At 34.0% G+C, this 19,958-nt stretch carries 20 protein-coding genes; 15 read left to right on the plus strand and 5 right to left on the minus strand.

From position 1 onward, the window contains the following. The first annotated feature begins 16 nt into the window (after window positions 1–16). From ACSVC9_RS00370 to smpB, 7 genes are all read left to right on the plus strand, one after another. Window positions 17–1,213 (plus strand): phosphoglycerate kinase, encoded by a 1,197-nt coding sequence (locus tag ACSVC9_RS00370; protein ID WP_446898416.1) that lies wholly within the window; start codon window positions 17–19, stop codon window positions 1,211–1,213. A 59-nt stretch (window positions 1,214–1,272) separates the two neighbouring features. Continuing rightward, the gene (tpiA, locus tag ACSVC9_RS00375) at window positions 1,273–2,019 is read left to right on the plus strand and encodes a triose-phosphate isomerase (RefSeq protein ID WP_446898417.1); all 747 of its coding nucleotides are present in this window, start codon (window positions 1,273–1,275) and stop codon (window positions 2,017–2,019) included. Window positions 2,020–2,044: 25 nt separating this feature from the next. Further along, the gene (gene gpmI / locus ACSVC9_RS00380; protein WP_446898418.1) at window positions 2,045–3,574 is read left to right on the plus strand and encodes a 2,3-bisphosphoglycerate-independent phosphoglycerate mutase; all 1,530 of its coding nucleotides are present in this window, start codon (window positions 2,045–2,047) and stop codon (window positions 3,572–3,574) included. Between the two features lie 67 nt (window positions 3,575–3,641). After that, a complete protein-coding gene (eno, locus tag ACSVC9_RS00385; RefSeq protein WP_446898419.1) occupies window positions 3,642–4,940 on the plus strand; it encodes a phosphopyruvate hydratase in 1,299 nt (432 codons plus the stop codon). A 125-nt stretch (window positions 4,941–5,065) separates the two neighbouring features. Next, window positions 5,066–5,299 (plus strand): preprotein translocase subunit SecG, encoded by a 234-nt coding sequence (secG, locus tag ACSVC9_RS00390; RefSeq protein ID WP_446899774.1) that lies wholly within the window; start codon window positions 5,066–5,068, stop codon window positions 5,297–5,299. Between the two features lie 115 nt (window positions 5,300–5,414). After that, window positions 5,415–7,556, plus strand: a complete 2,142-nt coding sequence (gene rnr / locus ACSVC9_RS00395; protein ID WP_446898420.1) for a ribonuclease R — start codon at window positions 5,415–5,417, stop codon at window positions 7,554–7,556. Between the two features lie 30 nt (window positions 7,557–7,586). Further along, window positions 7,587–8,057 carry an SsrA-binding protein SmpB gene (gene smpB / locus ACSVC9_RS00400; protein ID WP_446898421.1) on the plus strand — a complete coding sequence of 157 codons (471 nt, stop codon included), beginning with the start codon at window positions 7,587–7,589 and terminating at the stop codon, window positions 8,055–8,057. A gap of 47 nt (window positions 8,058–8,104) precedes the next feature. Here smpB and ACSVC9_RS00405 read toward each other — a convergent pair whose 3' ends face one another. Further along, entirely contained in the window at window positions 8,105–8,593 is a 489-nt protein-coding gene (locus ACSVC9_RS00405) for a MarR family winged helix-turn-helix transcriptional regulator (protein ID WP_446898422.1), read from the minus strand. A 452-nt stretch (window positions 8,594–9,045) separates the two neighbouring features. On the opposite strand from ACSVC9_RS00405, the gene ACSVC9_RS00410 reads away from it, so the two are divergent. The 4 genes from ACSVC9_RS00410 to ACSVC9_RS00425 all read left to right on the plus strand — a co-directional run bounded on the left by ACSVC9_RS00410 (window position 9,046) and on the right by ACSVC9_RS00425 (window position 13,517). Further along, on the plus strand, window positions 9,046–9,831 hold the full coding sequence (locus tag ACSVC9_RS00410; protein WP_446898423.1) for an electron transfer flavoprotein subunit beta/FixA family protein: 786 nt from the start codon (window positions 9,046–9,048) through the stop codon (window positions 9,829–9,831). Between the two features lie 20 nt (window positions 9,832–9,851). Further along, window positions 9,852–10,790 (plus strand): electron transfer flavoprotein subunit alpha/FixB family protein, encoded by a 939-nt coding sequence (locus ACSVC9_RS00415; RefSeq protein ID WP_446898424.1) that lies wholly within the window; start codon window positions 9,852–9,854, stop codon window positions 10,788–10,790. Between the two features lie 106 nt (window positions 10,791–10,896). Further along, window positions 10,897–12,330, plus strand: a complete 1,434-nt coding sequence (locus ACSVC9_RS00420) for an FAD-binding oxidoreductase (protein WP_446898425.1) — start codon at window positions 10,897–10,899, stop codon at window positions 12,328–12,330. Window positions 12,331–12,377: 47 nt separating this feature from the next. After that, entirely contained in the window at window positions 12,378–13,517 is a 1,140-nt protein-coding gene (locus tag ACSVC9_RS00425) for an acyl-CoA dehydrogenase (RefSeq protein WP_446898426.1), read from the plus strand. Between the two features lie 88 nt (window positions 13,518–13,605). Here the strand turns inward: ACSVC9_RS00425 and ACSVC9_RS00430 are convergent, their stop codons facing one another. Continuing rightward, the gene (locus tag ACSVC9_RS00430) at window positions 13,606–14,166 is read right to left on the minus strand and encodes a DUF1129 family protein (protein WP_446898427.1); all 561 of its coding nucleotides are present in this window, start codon (window positions 14,164–14,166) and stop codon (window positions 13,606–13,608) included. Further along, window positions 14,159–14,497, minus strand: coding sequence for a PadR family transcriptional regulator (locus tag ACSVC9_RS00435; RefSeq protein ID WP_446898428.1), 339 nt, complete (start codon window positions 14,495–14,497; stop codon window positions 14,159–14,161). Before ACSVC9_RS00435 ends, ACSVC9_RS00430 begins: the two co-directional genes overlap by 8 nt. A 236-nt stretch (window positions 14,498–14,733) precedes the next feature. On the opposite strand from ACSVC9_RS00435, the gene ACSVC9_RS00440 reads away from it, so the two are divergent. Further along, window positions 14,734–15,174 (plus strand): GNAT family N-acetyltransferase, encoded by a 441-nt coding sequence (locus ACSVC9_RS00440; protein WP_446898429.1) that lies wholly within the window; start codon window positions 14,734–14,736, stop codon window positions 15,172–15,174. A 2-nt stretch (window positions 15,175–15,176) separates the two neighbouring features. On the opposite strand, the gene ACSVC9_RS00445 is transcribed toward ACSVC9_RS00440, so the two are convergent. Then, window positions 15,177–15,722, minus strand: a complete 546-nt coding sequence (locus ACSVC9_RS00445; protein WP_446898430.1) for a CGNR zinc finger domain-containing protein — start codon at window positions 15,720–15,722, stop codon at window positions 15,177–15,179. 703 nt (window positions 15,723–16,425) lie between these two features. Here ACSVC9_RS00445 and ltrA point away from each other — a divergent pair. The 3 genes from ltrA to ACSVC9_RS00460 all read left to right on the plus strand — a co-directional run bounded on the left by ltrA (window position 16,426) and on the right by ACSVC9_RS00460 (window position 18,590). Beyond that, window positions 16,426–17,670: a group II intron reverse transcriptase/maturase gene (ltrA, locus tag ACSVC9_RS00450; RefSeq protein WP_446898431.1), complete on the plus strand. Its 1,245-nt coding sequence runs from the start codon at window positions 16,426–16,428 to the stop codon at window positions 17,668–17,670. A gap of 133 nt (window positions 17,671–17,803) precedes the next feature. Beyond that, window positions 17,804–18,286, plus strand: coding sequence for a hypothetical protein (locus tag ACSVC9_RS00455; protein ID WP_446898432.1), 483 nt, complete (start codon window positions 17,804–17,806; stop codon window positions 18,284–18,286). Between the two features lie 85 nt (window positions 18,287–18,371). Continuing rightward, a complete protein-coding gene (locus tag ACSVC9_RS00460) occupies window positions 18,372–18,590 on the plus strand; it encodes a hypothetical protein (RefSeq protein WP_446898433.1) in 219 nt (72 codons plus the stop codon). Window positions 18,591–18,602: 12 nt separating this feature from the next. Here ACSVC9_RS00460 and ACSVC9_RS00465 read toward each other — a convergent pair whose 3' ends face one another. After that, entirely contained in the window at window positions 18,603–19,823 is a 1,221-nt protein-coding gene (locus ACSVC9_RS00465; RefSeq protein WP_446898434.1) for an MFS transporter, read from the minus strand. Between the last annotated feature and the right edge of the window lie 135 nt (window positions 19,824–19,958).

Raw genomic sequence — 19,958 nt, forward strand, 5'->3', positions numbered from 1 at the left:
TAAAGGGGTGTAAATTATGGCTTTTAATAAGAAAACAATCGAAGACATAAGTGTTAAGGGGAAAAAGGTTCTTGCTAGATGCGACTTTAATGTACCGCTTCAGGATGGAAAAATAACAGATGAAAATAGGCTAATAGGTGCTTTGCCTACAATAAGATATCTTGTAGAAAAAGGTGCTAAAGTTATATTGTGTTCTCATCTTGGAAAGCCAAAAGGGGAGCCAAAGCCTGAACTTTCACTTGAGCCTGTTGCAAAAAGACTTTCGGAGATGCTTGGGGAAAAAGTGATATTTGCTGCAGATGATAATGTAGTAGGAGAAAATGCAAAAGCTGCAGTTGAAAAAATGAAAGATGGAGACGTGATATTGCTTCAAAATACAAGATATAGAATTGAAGAAACCAAAAACGAAGACAACTTTTCAGAAGAGCTTGCATCTCTTGCAGATGTGTTTGTAAATGATGCATTTGGTACAGCTCACAGGGCACACTGCTCTACTGTTGGTGTTACTAAATTCCTGGATATAGCTGTATGTGGGTATTTGATTCAAAAAGAACTTAAATTTTTGGGAAATGCAGTGGAAAATCCAGTTAGGCCTTTTGTTGCAATACTTGGGGGCGCAAAGGTTTCAGATAAGATAAATGTTATAAACAATTTGCTTGAAAAAGTAGATACCCTTATAATTGGTGGTGGGATGGCCTATACTTTTGAAAAGGCACTAGGATATAATATAGGAAATTCTCTTCTTGAAGCAGATAAAATTGATTATGCAAAAGAAATGATCAATAAGGCTAAAGAGAAAAATGTTAAAATGCTTCTTCCACTTGATACTGTAACAGCAGATAAATTCGATGCAAATGCAGAAGCTGTTGTAATAGGAGATCCCAATATAAAAGATGGATACATGGGATTGGATATAGGACCGAAAACGATTAAATTATTTACGGACGAAATAAACAATGCGAAAACTGTTGTATGGAATGGACCAATGGGAGTATTTGAATTCCCTAAATTTGCAAAGGGAACTAATGATGTGGCCAGGGCTATGGCAGAATCCGGAGCTACAACAATAATAGGCGGAGGAGACAGTGCAGCTGCAGTAAATCAACTTGGATATGGAGATAAAATGACACATATATCAACTGGTGGTGGAGCTTCTCTTGAATTTCTTGAGGGAAAAGAACTTCCGGGAATAGCTGCACTTAATGACAAATAATAGTTATCAAAATTTAAAATTTTAGCTTTAAATTTTAAAATAAAAGGGGTATGGTATAAATGAGAAAGGCAATAATTGCAGGAAATTGGAAGATGAACAAGACTGTTAAGGAAGCAGTAAAATTAATTGAGGAATTAAAACCACTGGTAAAGGATGCTAAATGTGATGTAGTCGTATGCCCGCCTTATGTGTGCCTTGATGCGGTGCTTAAAGCTACAAAAGGAACCAACATAAAAGTTGGTGCTCAGAATATGCATTTCGAGGAAAGCGGTGCATATACGGGAGAGGTTTCACCTACTATGTTGGAAACAATGGGGGTAGAATACGTAATACTTGGACACAGCGAAAGAAGACAGTATTTCAATGAAACAGATGAAGCTATAAACAAAAAGGTAAAGAAAGCCTTTAAACATAACTTGATTCCCATAGTTTGCTGCGGTGAAACTCTGAAAGAGAGAGAAGCAGATGTTACTGAAGAGGTTCTTGGAAAACAGATCAAACTTGACCTCGCAGGGCTTGAAAAAGCACAGGTGGAAAAATTAGTTGTAGCTTACGAGCCGATATGGGCCATAGGTACGGGAGAGACAGCTACGGATGAGCAGGCTAATGCAACGATATCATATATAAGAAGTGTAATAGCAAAACTTTATGGAGAAGATACTGCAGATAAAACCAGAATTCAATATGGAGGTTCTGTTAAGCCTGCTACAATAAAGTCCCAAATGGCACAGTCGGATATAGATGGAGGATTGATTGGAGGAGCAAGCCTGAAAGCAGAAGATTTCTCTAAGATAGTAAACTATTAATTTGTAATAAAATTTGGAGGTAAATATGAAGAAAACACCAGTAATGCTTATGATACTTGACGGTTTTGGTATTTCTGACAGAACTGAAGGAAATGCAGTTAAAGCAGCAAACAAACCAAATTTTGATAAATGCTATAATAATTATCCTCATACCCAACTGGGAGCAAGTGGATTAAGTGTGGGATTGCCGGCTGGACAGATGGGCAATTCTGAAGTTGGTCATTTGAATATAGGTGCAGGAAGAATAGTGTACCAGGCTCTTACCAAGATAACGAAGTCCATAGAAGATGGAGATTTTTTCGAAAATGCGGCTCTGAATAAAGCGGCAGATAATGTACTTAAAAACAATTCCGATTTTCATCTCATTGGTCTTGTATCACCTGGAGGAGTTCATTCACATTCACAGCATTTAAAGGGACTTTTGAAGTTTGCAAAACAAAAGGGAATCAAAAAGGTATATATCCATGCTTTTACAGACGGAAGGGATGTTCCACCTTCTTCTGCAAAGGAGTATATAAAAGATCTGGAAGACTATATAAAGCGAGCAGGAATAGGTGAAATAGCTTCAGTGTCGGGAAGATATTATGCAATGGATAGAGACAAGAGATGGGAGAGAGTTGAACTCGCATATAATGCACTTATCCTTGGAAAAGGCGTTGAAGCTGACAGTGCTTGTGAGGCAATAGATAATTCATATAAAAATGGAAAAACTGATGAATTTATAGTTCCTGCAGTAATAAAAAAGAATGGAGATCCTGTGGCTACTATAAAAAATGGGGATTCAGTCATCTTCTTCAATTTCAGGCCGGATAGGGCAAGGCAACTTACAAGAGCCATAGTGGATAAAGAATTTGATGGATTTAAGAGAGAAAATCTAAATCTGGAATTTGTAACTATGACTGAGTATGACTCTGAAATCAAGAATGTAGATGTGGCTTTTAGAAATGAACATTATAAAAATACCCTGGGTGAATATGTAAGTAGTTTGGGAAAAAATCAACTTAGAATAGCTGAAACTGAAAAATACGCACATGTAACTTTCTTCTTCAATGGTGGGGTGGAGAAACCAAATAAAAATGAAGATAGAGTGCTTATACCATCTCCGAAGGTAGCTACCTATGATTTAAAGCCTGAAATGAGCATATATGAAGTTACAGATGAACTTTTAAAAAGACTGGATCAGGATAAATATGATATGATTATATTGAACTTTGCAAATCCAGATATGGTTGGACACACAGGAATATTTGAGGCCGCAAAAAAAGCAATTGAAGCTGTAGATGTATGTCTTGGCAAAATTGCGAACAAAATATTAGAGAAAGACGGTATATTATTTATAACTTCTGATCATGGTAATTCTGAAGAAGAAATAGATTATGATACTAAAAAGCCTATGACGGCCCATACCACAAATCCAGTGCCATTTCTATATGTTTCAAAAAATGCTTCTGAACTGAGAGACGGAGGTATACTTGCAGATATTGCGCCTACTATTCTTGATGTAATGAAGCTTCAAAGACCACAGGAGATGACTGGTAAGAGCCTTATTAAATAAAATATGTATTAAAATTTTGTATTGGAAAGGAGTTGAAAGAACCGTTATTCATTTAACGGTGGTATTTATGAAAAATTATGTGGAAATTGTAGATGTAAGTGCAAGACAGATATTTGATTCAAGAGCCAATCCTACAGTAGAGGTAGAAGTAACGCTAGAAGATGGTACTGTAGGAAAAGCAGGTGTGCCATCAGGAGCTTCTACAGGAGCTTTTGAAGCTGTAGAGCTTAGAGACGGAGATAAGGATAAGTACCAGGGAAAGGGTGTTACCAAAGCCGTTGACAACGTGAATAATATTATAGCAGAAGAATTGATAGGAATGAACATATTTGATCAGGTTATAATTGATAAGACTATGATAGATTTGGACGGTACTGAAAACAAGGCAAAATTAGGTGCCAATGCAACTCTTGGAGTATCACTTGCATGTGCAAGGGCAGCAGCAGAATATCTCGGACTCAGCCTATATCAATATATAGGTGGAGTTAATGGTAAAGTTCTTCCAGTTCCTATGATGAATATACTAAATGGAGGAAAGCATGCTGATAACAATGTAGATCTACAGGAATTTATGATAATGCCTGCAGGAGCTCCTAATTTTAGTGAAGCAATGAGAATGAGTACAGAAGTTTACCATACATTAAAATCAATTTTAAAATCAAAGGGTTATGATACAGGAGTTGGAGATGAAGGTGGATTTGCTCCTAATTTAAAATCCAACGAAGAGGCAATACAGGTGATAGTGGAGGCTATAGAAAAAGCTGGATATAAGCCGGGGAGAGACATATATATAGCACTTGATCCTGCTTCATCTGAATTCTTTGAAGATGGAAAGTATAATCTGAGAGGTGAAGGAAAGATTTTAACTCCTGAACAGATGGTGGATTTTTATGTGGATCTTGTAAACAAGTATCCTATAATATCCCTTGAAGATGGAATGGCAGAGGAAGACTGGCAGGGATGGAAGGTTCTTACTGAGAAGCTCGGAAGCAAGATTCAGCTTGTAGGAGACGATCTTTTTGTGACAAATACTTCAAGGCTTAAAAAGGGAATCGATCTTGGAGTAGCAAATTCCATACTTATAAAATTAAATCAGATAGGTACTCTCACAGAAACCCTGAATGCCATAGAAATGGCAGAAAGGGCTGGGTATACTGCAGTAGTTTCCCATAGATCCGGAGAGACAGAAGATACTACCATAGCTGATCTTGTTGTAGGCGTGAATGCAGGCCAGATAAAGACAGGTGCACCTGCAAGAACAGAGAGGGTTGCAAAATACAATCAGCTTCTAAGAATAGAGGAAGAGCTGGGAGAAGCGGCAGAATTTAGAGGAGTCGGTGCATTTTATAATTTGAAAAGTAAATAGAATTTTCAATAGAGCAGGTGTGTAGTCCTGCTCTATTCTTAAAATTTTAAAATCTATTGAAATTGAAATTAAAATGTAGATGTGTTAAAATATAATTCATGTTAAACATTAGGAGGGTCAGTTTGGTGCATAATTTTATTTTAATATTACAGGTTATAGTATCCATACTTTTAATAGCAGTTGTACTTATTCAACCTGGAAAGACTAATGGCCTGAGCGGTTTTATATCTGGAGGGACAACTGAAAGCTTTTATTCAAGGAATAAATCTAGAACTTCTGAAGCAATGTTATCCAGGTTGACTGTTGTTCTAGCCATAATATTTGCATTATTATGTGTGATTCAAAATTTGGCGAAATGATTTTTGTAAAATACAGTAGATGAGTGTTCCTGCTGTATTTATTTTTATGCTGTTGAGAATTTATTGAATATTTTCAAGGAATTTATATCAATATAATAAAAGGTGGTGAAAATATATGAATATAACTGAAGCAGTTTTAAATTTTATGAGAGAAAAGGCATATAAGCCTATGGATATAAAAGAACTTGAGAAAATTTTTAAAATAAAAAAAGATGAAAAGAAGGAATTCAAGAAAATACTTAGAAATATGGAAAAAGAAGGACATATAGTAAGGACCAGGACTGCCAGATACGGGGTACCTGATAGAATGGGGCTCGTAACGGGAAAATTTCAGGGACATCAAAAAGGTTTTGGTTTTGTTGTACCTGAAGAGGGTGTGGATATATTTATCCCAATTTCCGGCTTAAACGGGGCTATGAATGGTGATAAAGTCATAGTTAGGATTTTGAAGGAAGAGAATAAGGGCAGAAAGTGCGAGGGTGAAATAATAAGAATACTTGAAAGGGCCAATAAGACTGTTGTAGGTACTTTTGAAGACAGTAGAAATTTTGGGTTTGTGGTGCCTGAGGAAAAGAGGATATATCAGGACATATTCATACCCAAGAACTGCAAAAAAAATGCAGAGACAGGGGATGTGGTTATTGTAGAGATAACTGAATGGCCCGATGGTAGGAGAAATCCCGAAGGAAAAGTAATAAATGTACTGGGAAAGAAAAGTGAAAAGGGAATAGATATTTTAACTATAATCAAAAAGAATGATCTTCCTGAGGAATTTCCACTAAAAGTTGAAAGCTACGCTGAAGCCATACCTGATAAGATACCGGAAGAGGAATACAGGAGAAGAGAGGATTTAAGAGATCTTACTATAGTGACAATAGATGGTGAAGATGCAAAGGATCTGGATGACGCAGTATCCCTTGAGAAACTTCCAAATGGGAATTTTTATTTAGGAGTTCATATAGCAGATGTATCCAATTATGTAAAAGACAAAAGTCCTCTCGATAGGGAAGCACTCAAGCGTGGAACGTCTGTTTATTTAATTGACAGGGTTATACCTATGCTGCCAAAAAAGCTGTCCAACGGAATATGCAGCTTAAATCCTAAGACTGACAGGCTTACCCTCAGCTGTTTTATGGAGATAGATGGTACAGGTAAGGTTATAGAACATAAAATTGTAGAGAGTATAATAAGAACCAGTGAAAGAATGACATATACAGATGTCACAAAGATATTAAAAGGTGAAGATGAAGGAGTAATATGCAGATATGGTTATCTTGTGCCTACTTTTAAACTTATGGAGGAACTTGCAAAAATACTTTATAAAAAGAGGATACTTAGAGGTGCCGTAGATTTTGATTTTCAAGAATGTAGCATAATACTGGATGATCTAGGAAGACCTATAGAAATAAAGCCCTATGAAAGAGGAATCTCCAATCATATAATAGAGGAATTTATGCTTGTATGTAATGAGACTATAGCCGAACATATGTTTTGGACCAACATGCCTTTTGTTTACAGGATACATGAAGATCCAGACGAAGAAAAACTCATGCATTTTAATGAATTTGTACACAATCTTGGTTATACTATAAAATGGGGACAGGAAATACATCCAAAAGTACTCCAGGAGATTTTGGAAAAGGTAAAGGGTAAAAAAGAAGAGACTGTAGTCAGTACGTTGTTACTTAGATCCATGAAACAGGCCAGATATTCTCCAAAATGTACCGGGCATTTTGGGCTAGCTGCCAGGTATTACTGCCATTTTACTTCACCTATAAGAAGGTATCCTGACTTGATTATTCACAGGATAATTAAAAAGTTCATAAACGGAGAACTGAATGAAAAAGAAATAAATAATTTAAATGTAAAAGTAGACTATGCAGCAAGGCAATCCTCTGATATGGAAAGAATAGCCCAGGATGCCGAAAGAGAAGTTGATGATTTGAAAAAGGCGGAATATATGAGCAAGAGAATAGGTGAGGAGTATAATGGAATAGTATCGTCTGTCACTAATTTTGGAATGTTTATAGAACTTGAAAATACAATAGAGGGTTTGGTGCATTTAAGTGCTATGACCGATGATTACTATATATATGACGACAGGCATCTTTCACTTGTGGGAGAGAAGTCTAGAAAAATTTATAAATTGGGCGATGAAGTCAGGGTAAAGGTGTCAAAAGTAGATTTAGCAACCCATGAGATTTATTTTGCACTTGTCAAACAAATCGATGAGCAGCCAATAAATGAGGAAATTTAAAGTTTGAATTAAAGGGGGTATGTAAGATTTATGGTTAAAAATAAAACCGGAAATAAAACTCTTGCAGAAAACAGAAAAGCAAGGCATGATTATTTTATAGAAGAATCTATGGAAGCAGGTATAGAACTTGTTGGAACGGAAGTAAAATCGATACGGGAAGGAAAGGCCAATTTAAAGGATAGTTATGCTGATATAATAGACGGTGAAATTTTTGTTAGAAATATGCATATAAGTCCTTATGAAAAAGGAAATATATATAATAAAGATCCACTTAGAGCAAGAAAATTACTTCTCCATAAATCTGAAATAAACAAGCTACTCGGATATACTGCCCAGAAGGGATATACTTTAATACCTCTTGCTCTGTATCTTAAATATGGAATGGTTAAAGTAAATCTGGCGGTTGCAAAAGGAAAAAAAGATTATGACAAGAGGAATTCACTTTTGGAAAAGGCAGCAAAGAGGGATATAGATAGGCAGATGAAAGAGCGGTATAGGTAAAAGATAAACAACAATGAACCAGACTTCAAAAGGCTGGTTCATTGTTGTCATTTTTTTATGAGTGAATTGAAGTGCTCCAGGGAGGAAATAAATTTTTCCGTTTCCATGGGTCCCATATCTTTTATAATGTCAAAAATGCAATCGGAAATAAATTTTTTTTTCATACAGGGTATATCATGTCCTTTTTTAAAATCTTCAGAAAGAGAAAGTTTCACAATTCTACGATTATCCTTCGGGATTTCCCTGATTACTATACCTTGCTTTGTAAGTCTGTCTATTATACCTGAAACAGTACTTTTAGTGAGCATCATACATCCACTTAATTCATTTAGGGTTATATATGGCATTTTATACAAATGAAATATAACTGAAAGCTGTGGTACCGTAAATCCATATTCATTTGCGCTTTTTTTGAATCTTACGCTTAAAGATTTCTGTATATTCTTAAATATATTAATTATTTTATCCGCCTGTATTGACACTAACCTATTATTTTCAAATGATGATTTTTTTTCATTTAGTGATATTGTACTCACCTTCTCCTGATAAAAGTATTCTTACTAATAATGCTACTACAACTATTGTTAAAATTCCAATTTTTATTTTGCAAAACTAAAAAAATTTCAGAATATGTTACTAAAAAAATTATTTAACTACTTGAAGCATTTTATATATTGTGATAAGATTTTAATTAAGTGGTAGTACCAGAGTACCATCAAACAATACTTTTGTAGAAATTAATGGAAACGATAGTTATAAAATGGTATGTTGCAAAAATTTATAATTATTTTACAGGTTGATTTCTTAAGAGGAGCTGTTGCATGGGACTTGTAGAGCCATGTCTGTATAAAAACAAAAATATTACATATATTTAATATGATGAAAAAATTCATTTTGGTAATGACGGAACAATTAAAAAAATTTAAACACACAATGGTTCTATCAAAAAACATTTTAATAATGTAAAAATGTAAAGGAGAGGGAAAATATGCAGATTCTGTTATGTGTAAAACAGGTTCCAGATGATTCTGTTGAAATCCATTTGGATAATAAGACAAAAAAACCTAATTTAAATGGAGTCAGTTTGGTAGCAAATGCATTTGATACATATGCATTAGAATTAGCAGTTCGTTTTATGGAAGCTAATGGTGGAAATGTTAGTGTATTAACTGTTGGAGCAGAAGATTCTTTAAACACATTAAAAAATTGTATTGCTGTGGGGGCTAAAGAAGCATTCTTTGTAAAAGATGATTCATATGCAAATCTAGATGCTATTGGAGCAGCTGATGTACTGGTAGATGCTATTCATAAAATTGAAAAAGACAAGGGTGAAAAATTTGATTTAATTCTTTGTGGAAAGGAATCCACAGATGAAATTACTGGTCAAGTAGGAGCAATACTTGCTGAAAAACTGAAAACAGGCTTTGTTAGTAGTGCAGTTGAAATCGATTTGAAAGATGATGGCATAGAAATTCACCAGGAAACTGAAGAAGGATATGATGTAGTTGCTTTAAAAACTCCAGCTGTAGTAACGGTAAGTAAACCAGATTATGATCCACGTTATCCTACTATTAAAAATAAAATGGCAAGCCGTAAGGCAGTTATTCCAACTTATTCAGCAGCAGAAATTGGAGAGGTAAAACAAGCAAAAGTGCGTTGCATCGAATACGTTGAACCTCCTAAGAAAGAGGCTGGTATCAAAATTCAAGAGAAAGATGCTGCATTGGCAGTAAGTGTTGCTATGGAGCAAATGAAAAAAGATAAGGCAATCTAATTAAGGAGGAAAGCGAAAGTATGAAAGCATTATTGTTTATTGAAACAGATGGAGAAAAAGCATTAGGCGGGAGCCTTGAATTGATTAGTGCAGTAAAAGCATTAGATGCAGAGGGAACAGCTCTTGTAGTAGGTAATAGGGGTGCTGCAGATGAGATAGCTGCTTTTGGAATTCCAGTTATTTTTACAGCTGCTGCTACAGACCGTGATACTTTAACAGAGGTATTATCAGAAACTGTTAAGGAACAGAATCCGGATGTTGTTCTGTTAGCCAATACAACAGTGGCTAAAGATATTGCACCACGTATTGCAGGACGTATAGGTTTAGGATGTGTAAGTGATGTAATAGGAATAAATAAAACTGATGGTAAAGTTATATATACTAGACCAGCTTATGGCGGTACAGTTTTAGAACATATTGAAGTAGAAGGTACAGCCGTGGTTACAACTAGAAATGGAAGTTTCCCAAAGCCAGAACCTGCTTCAAATGCAGGAGTTACGGAGAAAAAAGTGGAAATTCCAGGTGATGCTATTAAGACAAAGATTGTTGATACAATAAAAGAAATTTCTGAATCCGTTAATTTGGAAGAAGCACAGGTTATTGTTTCTGGTGGACGTGGAATGGGAAGTGCAGAGAATTTCAAGCTTGTAGAAGAATTAGCAAATGTACTTGGTGGTGTAGTAGGTGCAACAAGACCAATAATTGAAGATGGATGGATTTCTCGTGCGCATCAGGTTGGACAATCAGGAAAGATTGTAGCACCAAAACTTTATATTGCATGTGGTATTTCTGGAGCAACACAACATACATCTGGAATGTCAGGTTCTAATTATGTTGTAGCAATTAATAAAGATGAAGATGCTCCAATTTTTGAAATTGCTGATGTAGGTATTGTTGGAAATGCAATTGACATTCTTCCAATTATGATTGAAGAGATGAAGAAGGTAAAAGTTCAGTAAAGATTTTTCTATTCCTTAGTTTTGTTTACAAATATAATGCTCCATTAATCGGAGCATTATATAAAACATTATATAATAAAAAAAGTTTAGAAAGGGAATGATTATTATGCCAGAGTATAATCAATTGACAGAAGAATTGATCTCAAAATTACAGGAGGCAGCTCCAGGACATATTTTAACAGGCAATGATATAAATGAAGATTATTGCCATGACGAAATGCCTATTTATGGAAAATCAGCTCCACAAGTTGTAGTGGTAGCACATTCTACAGAAGAAGTTGCTGCAGTAGTAAAAATATGTAATGAAAATAAAATACCAGTAACTCCAAGGGGAGCAGGAACAGGACTTGTAGGTGGAGCAGTTCCACTTTTAGGTGGCGTTTTAATTGATATTACAAAGATGAACAAAATACTTTCTTATGACTTAGAAAATTTTGTTGTTCATGTTCAAGCTGGTGTTTTGTTAAACGATCTTGCAGAGGATTGTGCAAAACAAGGATTATTATATGCTCCAGATCCTGGTGAAAAGTTTGCTTGCTTGGGTGGGAACGTTTCAACAAATGCTGGTGGAATGAGAGCCGTTAAATACGGTGCAACACGTGATTATGTACGTGCAATGACAGTTGTTCTTCCAACAGGAGAAATTACTAATTTTGGAGCTACAGTATCAAAAACAAGTTCAGGTTATAGCCTTTTGAATTTAATGATTGGTTCAGAAGGAACTCTTGGAATCATTACAGAACTTACTTTGAAAGTTATGCCGGCACCAAAGGTAGCTGCAAGTTTAATTATTCCTTTTGAAAATTTAGATGATTGTATTTCTACCGTTCCTAAATTTAAGCTGGCACATTTGAATCCTCAAGCATTGGAATTTATGGAAAGAGAAATTGTTTTATCCAGTGAAAGATATATTGGAAAGAGTGTATTCCCACAAGTAATTAATGGAGTAACTGCAAATGCTTATTTACTTGTTACCCTGGATGCAAGTAGTGAAGATGAATTAAATGATCTTATTGAACAGGCAAGTGAACTGGTATTAGAAGCAGGAGCAATCGATGTTCTTGTAGCTGATACACCTGCAAAGATGAAAGATGCATGGGCTGCACGTTCTAGCTTCCTGGAAGCAATTACAGCTGAAACAAAATTATTAGATGAATGTGATGTCGTAGTTCCAGTAAACGAAATTGCATCTTATCTTAAATTTGTAAATAAAGCTGGTGAAGATTGTGGCTTGATAATTAAGAGCTTTGGTCATGCAGGTGATGGAAATCTTCACATATATGAATGCAGTAATGACCTTGAAGAATCAGAATTTAAATCAAGAGTTGATAAATTCTTCAAGATTATTTATGATGAAGCAACAAAATCTGGCGGACTTGTTTCAGGTGAACATGGAATTGGTAGTGGAAAGATGAGTTATTTAGCAGATAGTGTTGGAGAAACAAATATAGACTTGATGAGAGGCATTAAAAAGGTATTTGATCCGAATTCCATCATGAATCCGGGTAAAGTATGCTATCCATTAGATGGTGTTAAATAATAAAATTAAAATATATTATATAAAAAAAGAAAGGTAGGAAAATTAATATGGATTTTAAACAAGATGAAAATCACCAACAATTACAAGAAATGTACCGCAATTTTGCAGAAAAAGAGGTAAAACCAATTGCAAAAGAAATTGATGAAGCTATGCGTTTCCCAAAAGAAAATGTAGCAAAAATGGCTGAAATGGGCATGCTTGGAATTCCATTTCCTGAAGAATATGGTGGAGCTGGCATGGATACATTAAGTTATGTACAATGTGTAGAAGAATTATCTAAATGTTGTGCAACAACAGGTGTTATTGTTTCAGCACATACAAGTCTTGGTACAACACCAATTTACAAATATGGTACAGATGAACAAAAAGAAAAATATGTAAAAGCACTTGCTTCAGGTGAAAAATTAGGTGCTTTTGGATTGACAGAACCTGTTGCCGGAACTGATGCTTCTATGCAAAAGACAACAGCTGTATTAGAAGGAGACCATTATGTATTAAATGGAAGTAAAATATTTATAACTAATGCAGGATATGCAGATGTATATATTATTTTTGCCATGACAGATAAGAGTAAAGGAACAAAAGGTATTTCAGCATTTATAGTTGAAAAAGATTTTCCTGGTTTCTCTGTTGGAAGCCATGAATTAAAGATGGGAATCCGTGCATCTTCTACATGTGAATTATTCTTTGATAACTGCATAGTTCCAAAAGAAAATCTTTTAGGAGAAGAAGGCAGAGGATTCAACATTGCAATGGCAACTCTTGACGGAGGACGTGTTGGTATAGCTGCACAGGCTCTTGGTATTGCAGAAGGTGCACTAGATGAAACTGTAAAATATGTTAAGGAACGTGTTCAGTTTGGACGCCCTATTGCAAAATTCCAGAACACACAGTTTGAACTTGCTCAAATGCGTGCCAATACAGAAGCTGCAAAACTTTTGGTATATCAAGCTGCATATGCAGAAGATAATTATAAGAGATTTACACCTTATGCTTCAATGGCAAAATTATTTGCTGCTAGAAATGCCTCTGATGTAACAAGCCGTTGTTTACAATTATTTGGTGGATATGGATATACAGCTGATTATCCAATTGAAAGAATGATGCGTGATGCAAAAATAACAGAAATTTATGAAGGAACATCAGAAGTTCAGATGATGGTACTTTCTGGCTGGATGCTTAGATAATAAATAGATAACTGAAATTAAATAAAAAACAGATGTTCAGGAATATAATTTCCTGGGCATCTGTTTTTTAGTATTAGATTTAAATAGGTTAATACCTGATTCTCGTTTGAATCAATATGAATAATATAATAATCAGCGTAAAAAGTAACCACAGGATTAAAAAGGAGGCAAATTTTCCTTTAATTATTTTTCTATAAATACTTTTATGCATTATAAAAAATATAATACCTACAGATAGAAAACTTAGTAAACCATTTAGAATTAATACAAAAATATTTATTCCTTTATTATGAGTAATTAGTACATTAAGTATGACAAAAAATGAACTAATTCCAAAAATTAATCCTATTAGTTTCAATATTTCTTTTTTGCTGGATTTACTAAGATTATGGATTAATTCATCTGCTGCTACTTGTGGACTTTTTCCAAAAAATTCTTCAGCAGATTGTCCATCATTCTGGGAAGAAATTATATCTTGTAAAATTTGCAGTAATAAGCTTTCCATCTCATAATCGTCATAGAATAATCCGGCACTGCGGATATATAACAAGAGTTGTTCATAATATTCTTTGTTGTCACTCTTTAGTTTTTCACGTAATTGATTATTCTGTTTGATAATTTTTCTAATAGAAATATTTTGACTACTCATATAATTTTTCCCCTTTCAGGCATATTAGATTGTTGACGTTAGATGCCAGGTTATTCCATTGTTCAATAAAGTCCTGACAATGAATTTTTCCTTCTGAAGTTATACAATAGTATTTTCTATCAGGACCTTCTGGTGAAGGTTTTGTTTTACTCGAAAGATAACCCTGCTTTTCTAATTTTTGCAATAATGGATATACTGTGCCAGCTACTATTTCTTTAAAACCGTATTTTTTTAACCTCTGAATCATTTCATATCCATATATTTCATCCTCCAAAACAATTAAAAGAACACATCCTTCAAGTATACCTTTCAAAAGTTGAGTTTGTTTCAAAGTACCCCTCCTGACCTTAAACTATTATGTATTGCATATTAGCACTGATATTATTATATAGGAATTTATCTATTATGTAAAGCATAATAGATAAAATAACCCATAATAAGATTAATAGCTAATATGTGATATTAGCAGTTTTTACAATATTTACAGCAGTAAAAACAATAAAAAACATAAAACTTTAAGTTATAATACAATATGAACTTAGAATTAAAAAAGGGAGTGAGATAAGTTTGGTTACTATAAGTAATATAACATATAGTGAATTGGGCGATTTAGCAACTTTATATGAACAACTTTTAGGTAGAAAAACAAATTTCACCAAATTTAAAGATAAGTTTAGGTGGATTAATTCAAATAAGAACTATATATTGATTGGAGCAAAAGATGATAGTGGTAATTTAATAGGTTCACTATTAGGTATTATTTGTCAAGATCTAGGTGGAGAATGTAAACCATTTATGGTTATTGAGAATGTAATTGTAAAAAATGATTGTAGGAGGATGGGAATAGGTAAGGCACTAATGATTTTTATTGAGGATTTTGCCAAAAATAAAGATTGCTATTTTACAATGTTAGTATCGGCTTTTAATAGAGAAGGGGCCCATAAATTTTATGAATCAATTGGATATAATAATAACGTTGTTAAAGGATTTAAAAAGTATCTGACCTAATTTTATTTTTGTTTATGTCTTTGATTTTCTCTAAATCTGCGAACTTTTATAAGAGTTGCACAGGTGTTGTCACACCACTTTCTTGTATGGTTTCTGCTTTCGTCATAAAAAATCCATTTACAGTCAGGATTTTGACAAAGCTTGATTCTGTCTATATCATATTTTGTTATCAGCTCTACAAAAGATGAAATGATTTTAAATATAACCAAATCTAGATGGGGTTCAACTGGGACAGTCTCTAAGTAAAACTTCCCCTTATCTTTTTTTAATACTTTATAAGAAGATGAAATTTTAAGATATTGGTTTATCTTGTTAATGTCTTCCAAATTTAATGTCTTTTTTATATATAGTTTATTTATTATATAGCTTAAAAAATCTCTAAGTTCTGATAATTTATTAATCATTTTTTCATCAGGTATATGGTTGATTGGTAAATTCCATTTAGTACAAAGAGCTTTAAACAAGGTTTTATCATTTAAAGGATCTTTAAAAATTTTATGTGTTTTGTACCATTGACTGTTTATAAAATCCATACATAAAAACTCCATTTTATGTAACCTCCATTAATTATATTAACCGTTACCTAAGCTGATGTTATTATTTTATTATATCCATGTAACTATATTATACAAAGTTGATAGTTACATTATACATAATAAAATAAAGAGGTGCAAATAGATGAAAAGCTATGCTGATGATTGTGTGCCACGAAGGCGCTTCCAGGAAACCCAAAGGGTTACCTGAAGATAGCTATGCTATACAAATGATGGTGGTAGGCCCACCGAAATCGCCATACAGGTGGAGATTTCAAACTACCCTAAGATGCTGTAGTCAAAAGCTATGGTATTAAGCGCTAGGGAAAAGGCAGTACATAACTGTCAAGTGGGTGCTAAAGAGATGAATGACCATATGAACCACTTATGAAAGTGTCGAAAGCGTATAGATTCCATCAAAACTAGGGGGTAGTCGTTAACCTAGGATAAGTCTAGAGGAAACCTGTTTACCGATTAGGCGGTGGACGGCATAAAGGTGGCATGACTTTAGCATAGGCGTTTGTATGGAACGTGGGAACCCACGGCTCGATGTTAAGAGAGTATTTCAAGCGGAAGAACCGTAAGAAAAGAGTATCAATGCGAGTATGGGGACAGATTGAGTCATAGTAGTAATGAAGCTTCTGTAATGGAGGTGGAGCGAAGGACTTCAAGTTATTCAGTTTCGAGAATAAGTCAACTTTGAAAGGAGGAGGAACTTATGCAAGAAACAAAGCCGTTTAATATCTCTAAAAGAGCTGTATTTACAGCCTACAAGAAAGTGAAAGCAAACAAAGGAACATATGGAGTTGATGAACAATCCATAGAAGATTTTGAAAAGAACTTAAAGAATAATCTCTATAAAATATGGAATAGGATGTCATCAGGAAGTTATTTTCCTAAATCTGTTAAAGCTGTAGCAATTCCAAAGAAGAATGGTGGAACCAGAATATTGGGTATTCCTACTGTTGAAGATAGAATTGCACAGATGGTAGCAAAATTATACTTTGAACCACAAGTAGAGGCTATATTTTACAAGGATTCTTACGGATACAGACCAAATAAATCAGCAATACAAGCATTACAGGTCACTAGAATGAGGTGTTGGAGGAAAAACTGGGTTCTTGAATTTGACATTAAAGGCCTATTTGATAACATTAGGCATGATATTTTAATAAAAATGGTAAAGAAGCACACTCAAAAAGAATGGGTTATTTTATACATTCAGAGGTGGTTGACTGCACCATTTCGAATGAAAGATGGAGCAATAGTTCCGAGAAATTCTGGTACACCGCAAGGTGGTGTCATTAGCCCAGTACTTGCAAATCTTTTCCTACATTATGTATTTGATGATTTTATGGTGAAAGAATTCAAAACGATTCCTTGGGCCAGATATGCTGATGATGCAGTAGCACACTGTGTATCCTTGAAGCAAGCAAAATATCTACAGAGAAGAGTGCAGGCAAGGTTTGAACAATATGGATTACAGTTAAATCTTGAGAAAACAAGAATTGTATACTGTAAAGATGATGATAGAAAAGGAGATTATCCTAATATATCATTTAATTTTCTTGGGTACACATTTAAACCGAGAGGTGCCAAGAACAAATATGGTAGATATTTTACAAGCTTTTTACCTGCGATAGCAGAAAAGGCAAAGAAAGCAATTCGCAAGGAAGTAAGGGAATGGAAACTGCAACTTAAGGTAGACAAGGATTTGTGGGATATATCGAATATGTTTAATAGACAGATACAGGGATGGATTAACTATTACACACATTTCTATAAATCTGAAATGTATGGAGTACTTAGATATATCAATGGATGCTTAGTTAAATGGGTTCGTAGGAAATACAAGAAACGAAAACATAGAAGGAAAGCAGAGTATTGGTTAGGAAGTATTGCACTAAGAGATAGAAAATTGTTTGCACAGTGGAAATTAGGGATATTACCAACGACTGAATAATGGGAGCCGTATGAGCTGAGAGGTTCACGTACGGTTCTGAAAGAAACTAAGGGGGAAGTTCCCTTGGTTTACTTACTTTATAAAGAGAATTGAAAAATATGGTTTCAAAGCAAGAGTTATTTCTTTTAGACATATGAAAGATATACAACTGGACATGGAAAATACAAGGCAAGCTTATAAAGACATCAATATAAACATTGGAACATATTTAAATAAGTTTGATTATAAAATACCGGAAAATTTCTTAAAACCAAAATCACTTATAGTTGTAGCAGTTCCACAACCGATGGCAAGAGTATATTTTACATTGGGTTTAAAAGAATATGCTGTAATTATGCCGCCCATGTATTTATTGAATTCAAGTAGTGAATTTGAGAAAGAACACAGAAGAATAGGTAAAATAAATAGAATACTTAAAAAAGTACTTTCATTTGAAACCTTTAAGCTAATCAAGATTAATGTTCCCTGTAAGCCTGTATTAGTAAAAAGTGGATTAGGATCATATGGAAAAAACAATATTTGTTACATAAACAGTGAAAGCAGCTTTTATTGGCTCGGAGTATATGTATCAGATATGCCCTGTGAAAATGATTCTTGGGGAGGGTACACTATCTAGTAAATGTATTACACTTCAAAATGAAAATAGTGGAGATTTCAAAAAGGGCTTGAAGGTAAAGTGGCACAATTGTTTAATAGGTTGTATGCGATGTCAAATTATCTGTCCTGTAAACAGGAAGAATGTTAGGAATATAAAAGATATTACTAAATTTGACGATTGGGAAACAAGAAAAATATTAGATAAAATTCCCTTAAGGGAATTGCCCCAAACAACCTGTAGAAAATTGGAATTAATTAGTTTTACGGAAGATTATGATTTACTTTCCCGTAATCTGAGTGTTCTAATAGACAATAGATGTTAAGGTTTAGCCTAATTAATTTCGCATGCCATTTGTCACTGACACACGGTGTCTTTTCCCTAATCCCTTGTAAAATACGAACATTAGTATTGCAGCAATTAAAGCCATTGCTGAACCAAAATAAAAAGGAGCGCTATTGTTAATTTTATCATATAATATACCAGCTATAAGACTTGCAGGAAGTAGGGTTATACCTATTAATGAATTATATATTCCCAATCCTGTTCCTCGCTTATTTTTATCTATGAGATCTGAAACCAATGCTTTTTGTATTCCATCTGTTGCTGCACTATAAATTCCATATAGTGCAAATAGTAAAATCAATAGTATTTTATTACTTGTTCTTCCAAAATTGAAGTATATTATAGAATAAAGTAGATATCCAAAGATAATAAGTCTCTCTCTGCCAAATTTATCAGAGAGAACTCCCATGGGAACAGCAAATATAACTGATACTGAGTTAAATATCAAATATACAAGAGGTATAAATAAGGCTTGTATACCAATATCATTAGCCTTTACTAACAATAGTGCATCAGTTGAGTTGCCCAAGGTAAATATGAAAACAATTACTAGAAACATATAATATTTAGTTGAAAAGTCTTTAAGAGAAATATTTTCAGGAAGAATATCTTTACTTTTTTTAGTTTCCTTTACAAAGAAAATTATAGTAAGTAATCCAAGTATACCGGGTAGTGCTGAAAATATAAATACCTTCCGATAATCATTGGGAAAGGCCGATAAAATTATAAAAGCAAATAAAGGTCCTAATATTGCTCCACTGTTATCCATAGCCTTGTGAAATCCAAAATTTTTTCCTTTTTCACTATCACTTGATGAAGCAGCTACAAGGCTGTCTCTTGGAGCGGTTCTTATCCCCTTACCAACTCTTTCACTAAATCTGATAGCTAGTACCTGTAGAGGTGAAGTTACTATTGAAAACAATGGAGATAAAATAGCTGTAAAACTATAGCCCATAACCATAAAGGGCTTGTTTTTACCGATTTTATCACTCCACCACCCTGATACAGCTTTAAGAATTGAAGCTGTACTTTCTGCAATTCCTTCAATAAGAGATACTTCTGTCTTTGATGCACATATAGACATTAAAAATATTGGCATAATGGAATATATCATTTTCGTAGTTGTGTCTGTTAAAAAACTAGTTATACCAGTAAAAAAGATATTACGTTCAATTCCTAACATCTTTTTCTCTTTTTTATTATTAATTTGCATACCAATTCCACCTTCATTTCTATATTATTTACTGGTATGGTTAAAAGTTTTACTAATACTATATGTTATAATCAAACTATTATAACATATAGTATTATCTGGAACAATGGTGGAAAGGTATAGCCACATGAAAAA

This window comes from Clostridium sp. LBM24168 (assembly GCF_052953915.1).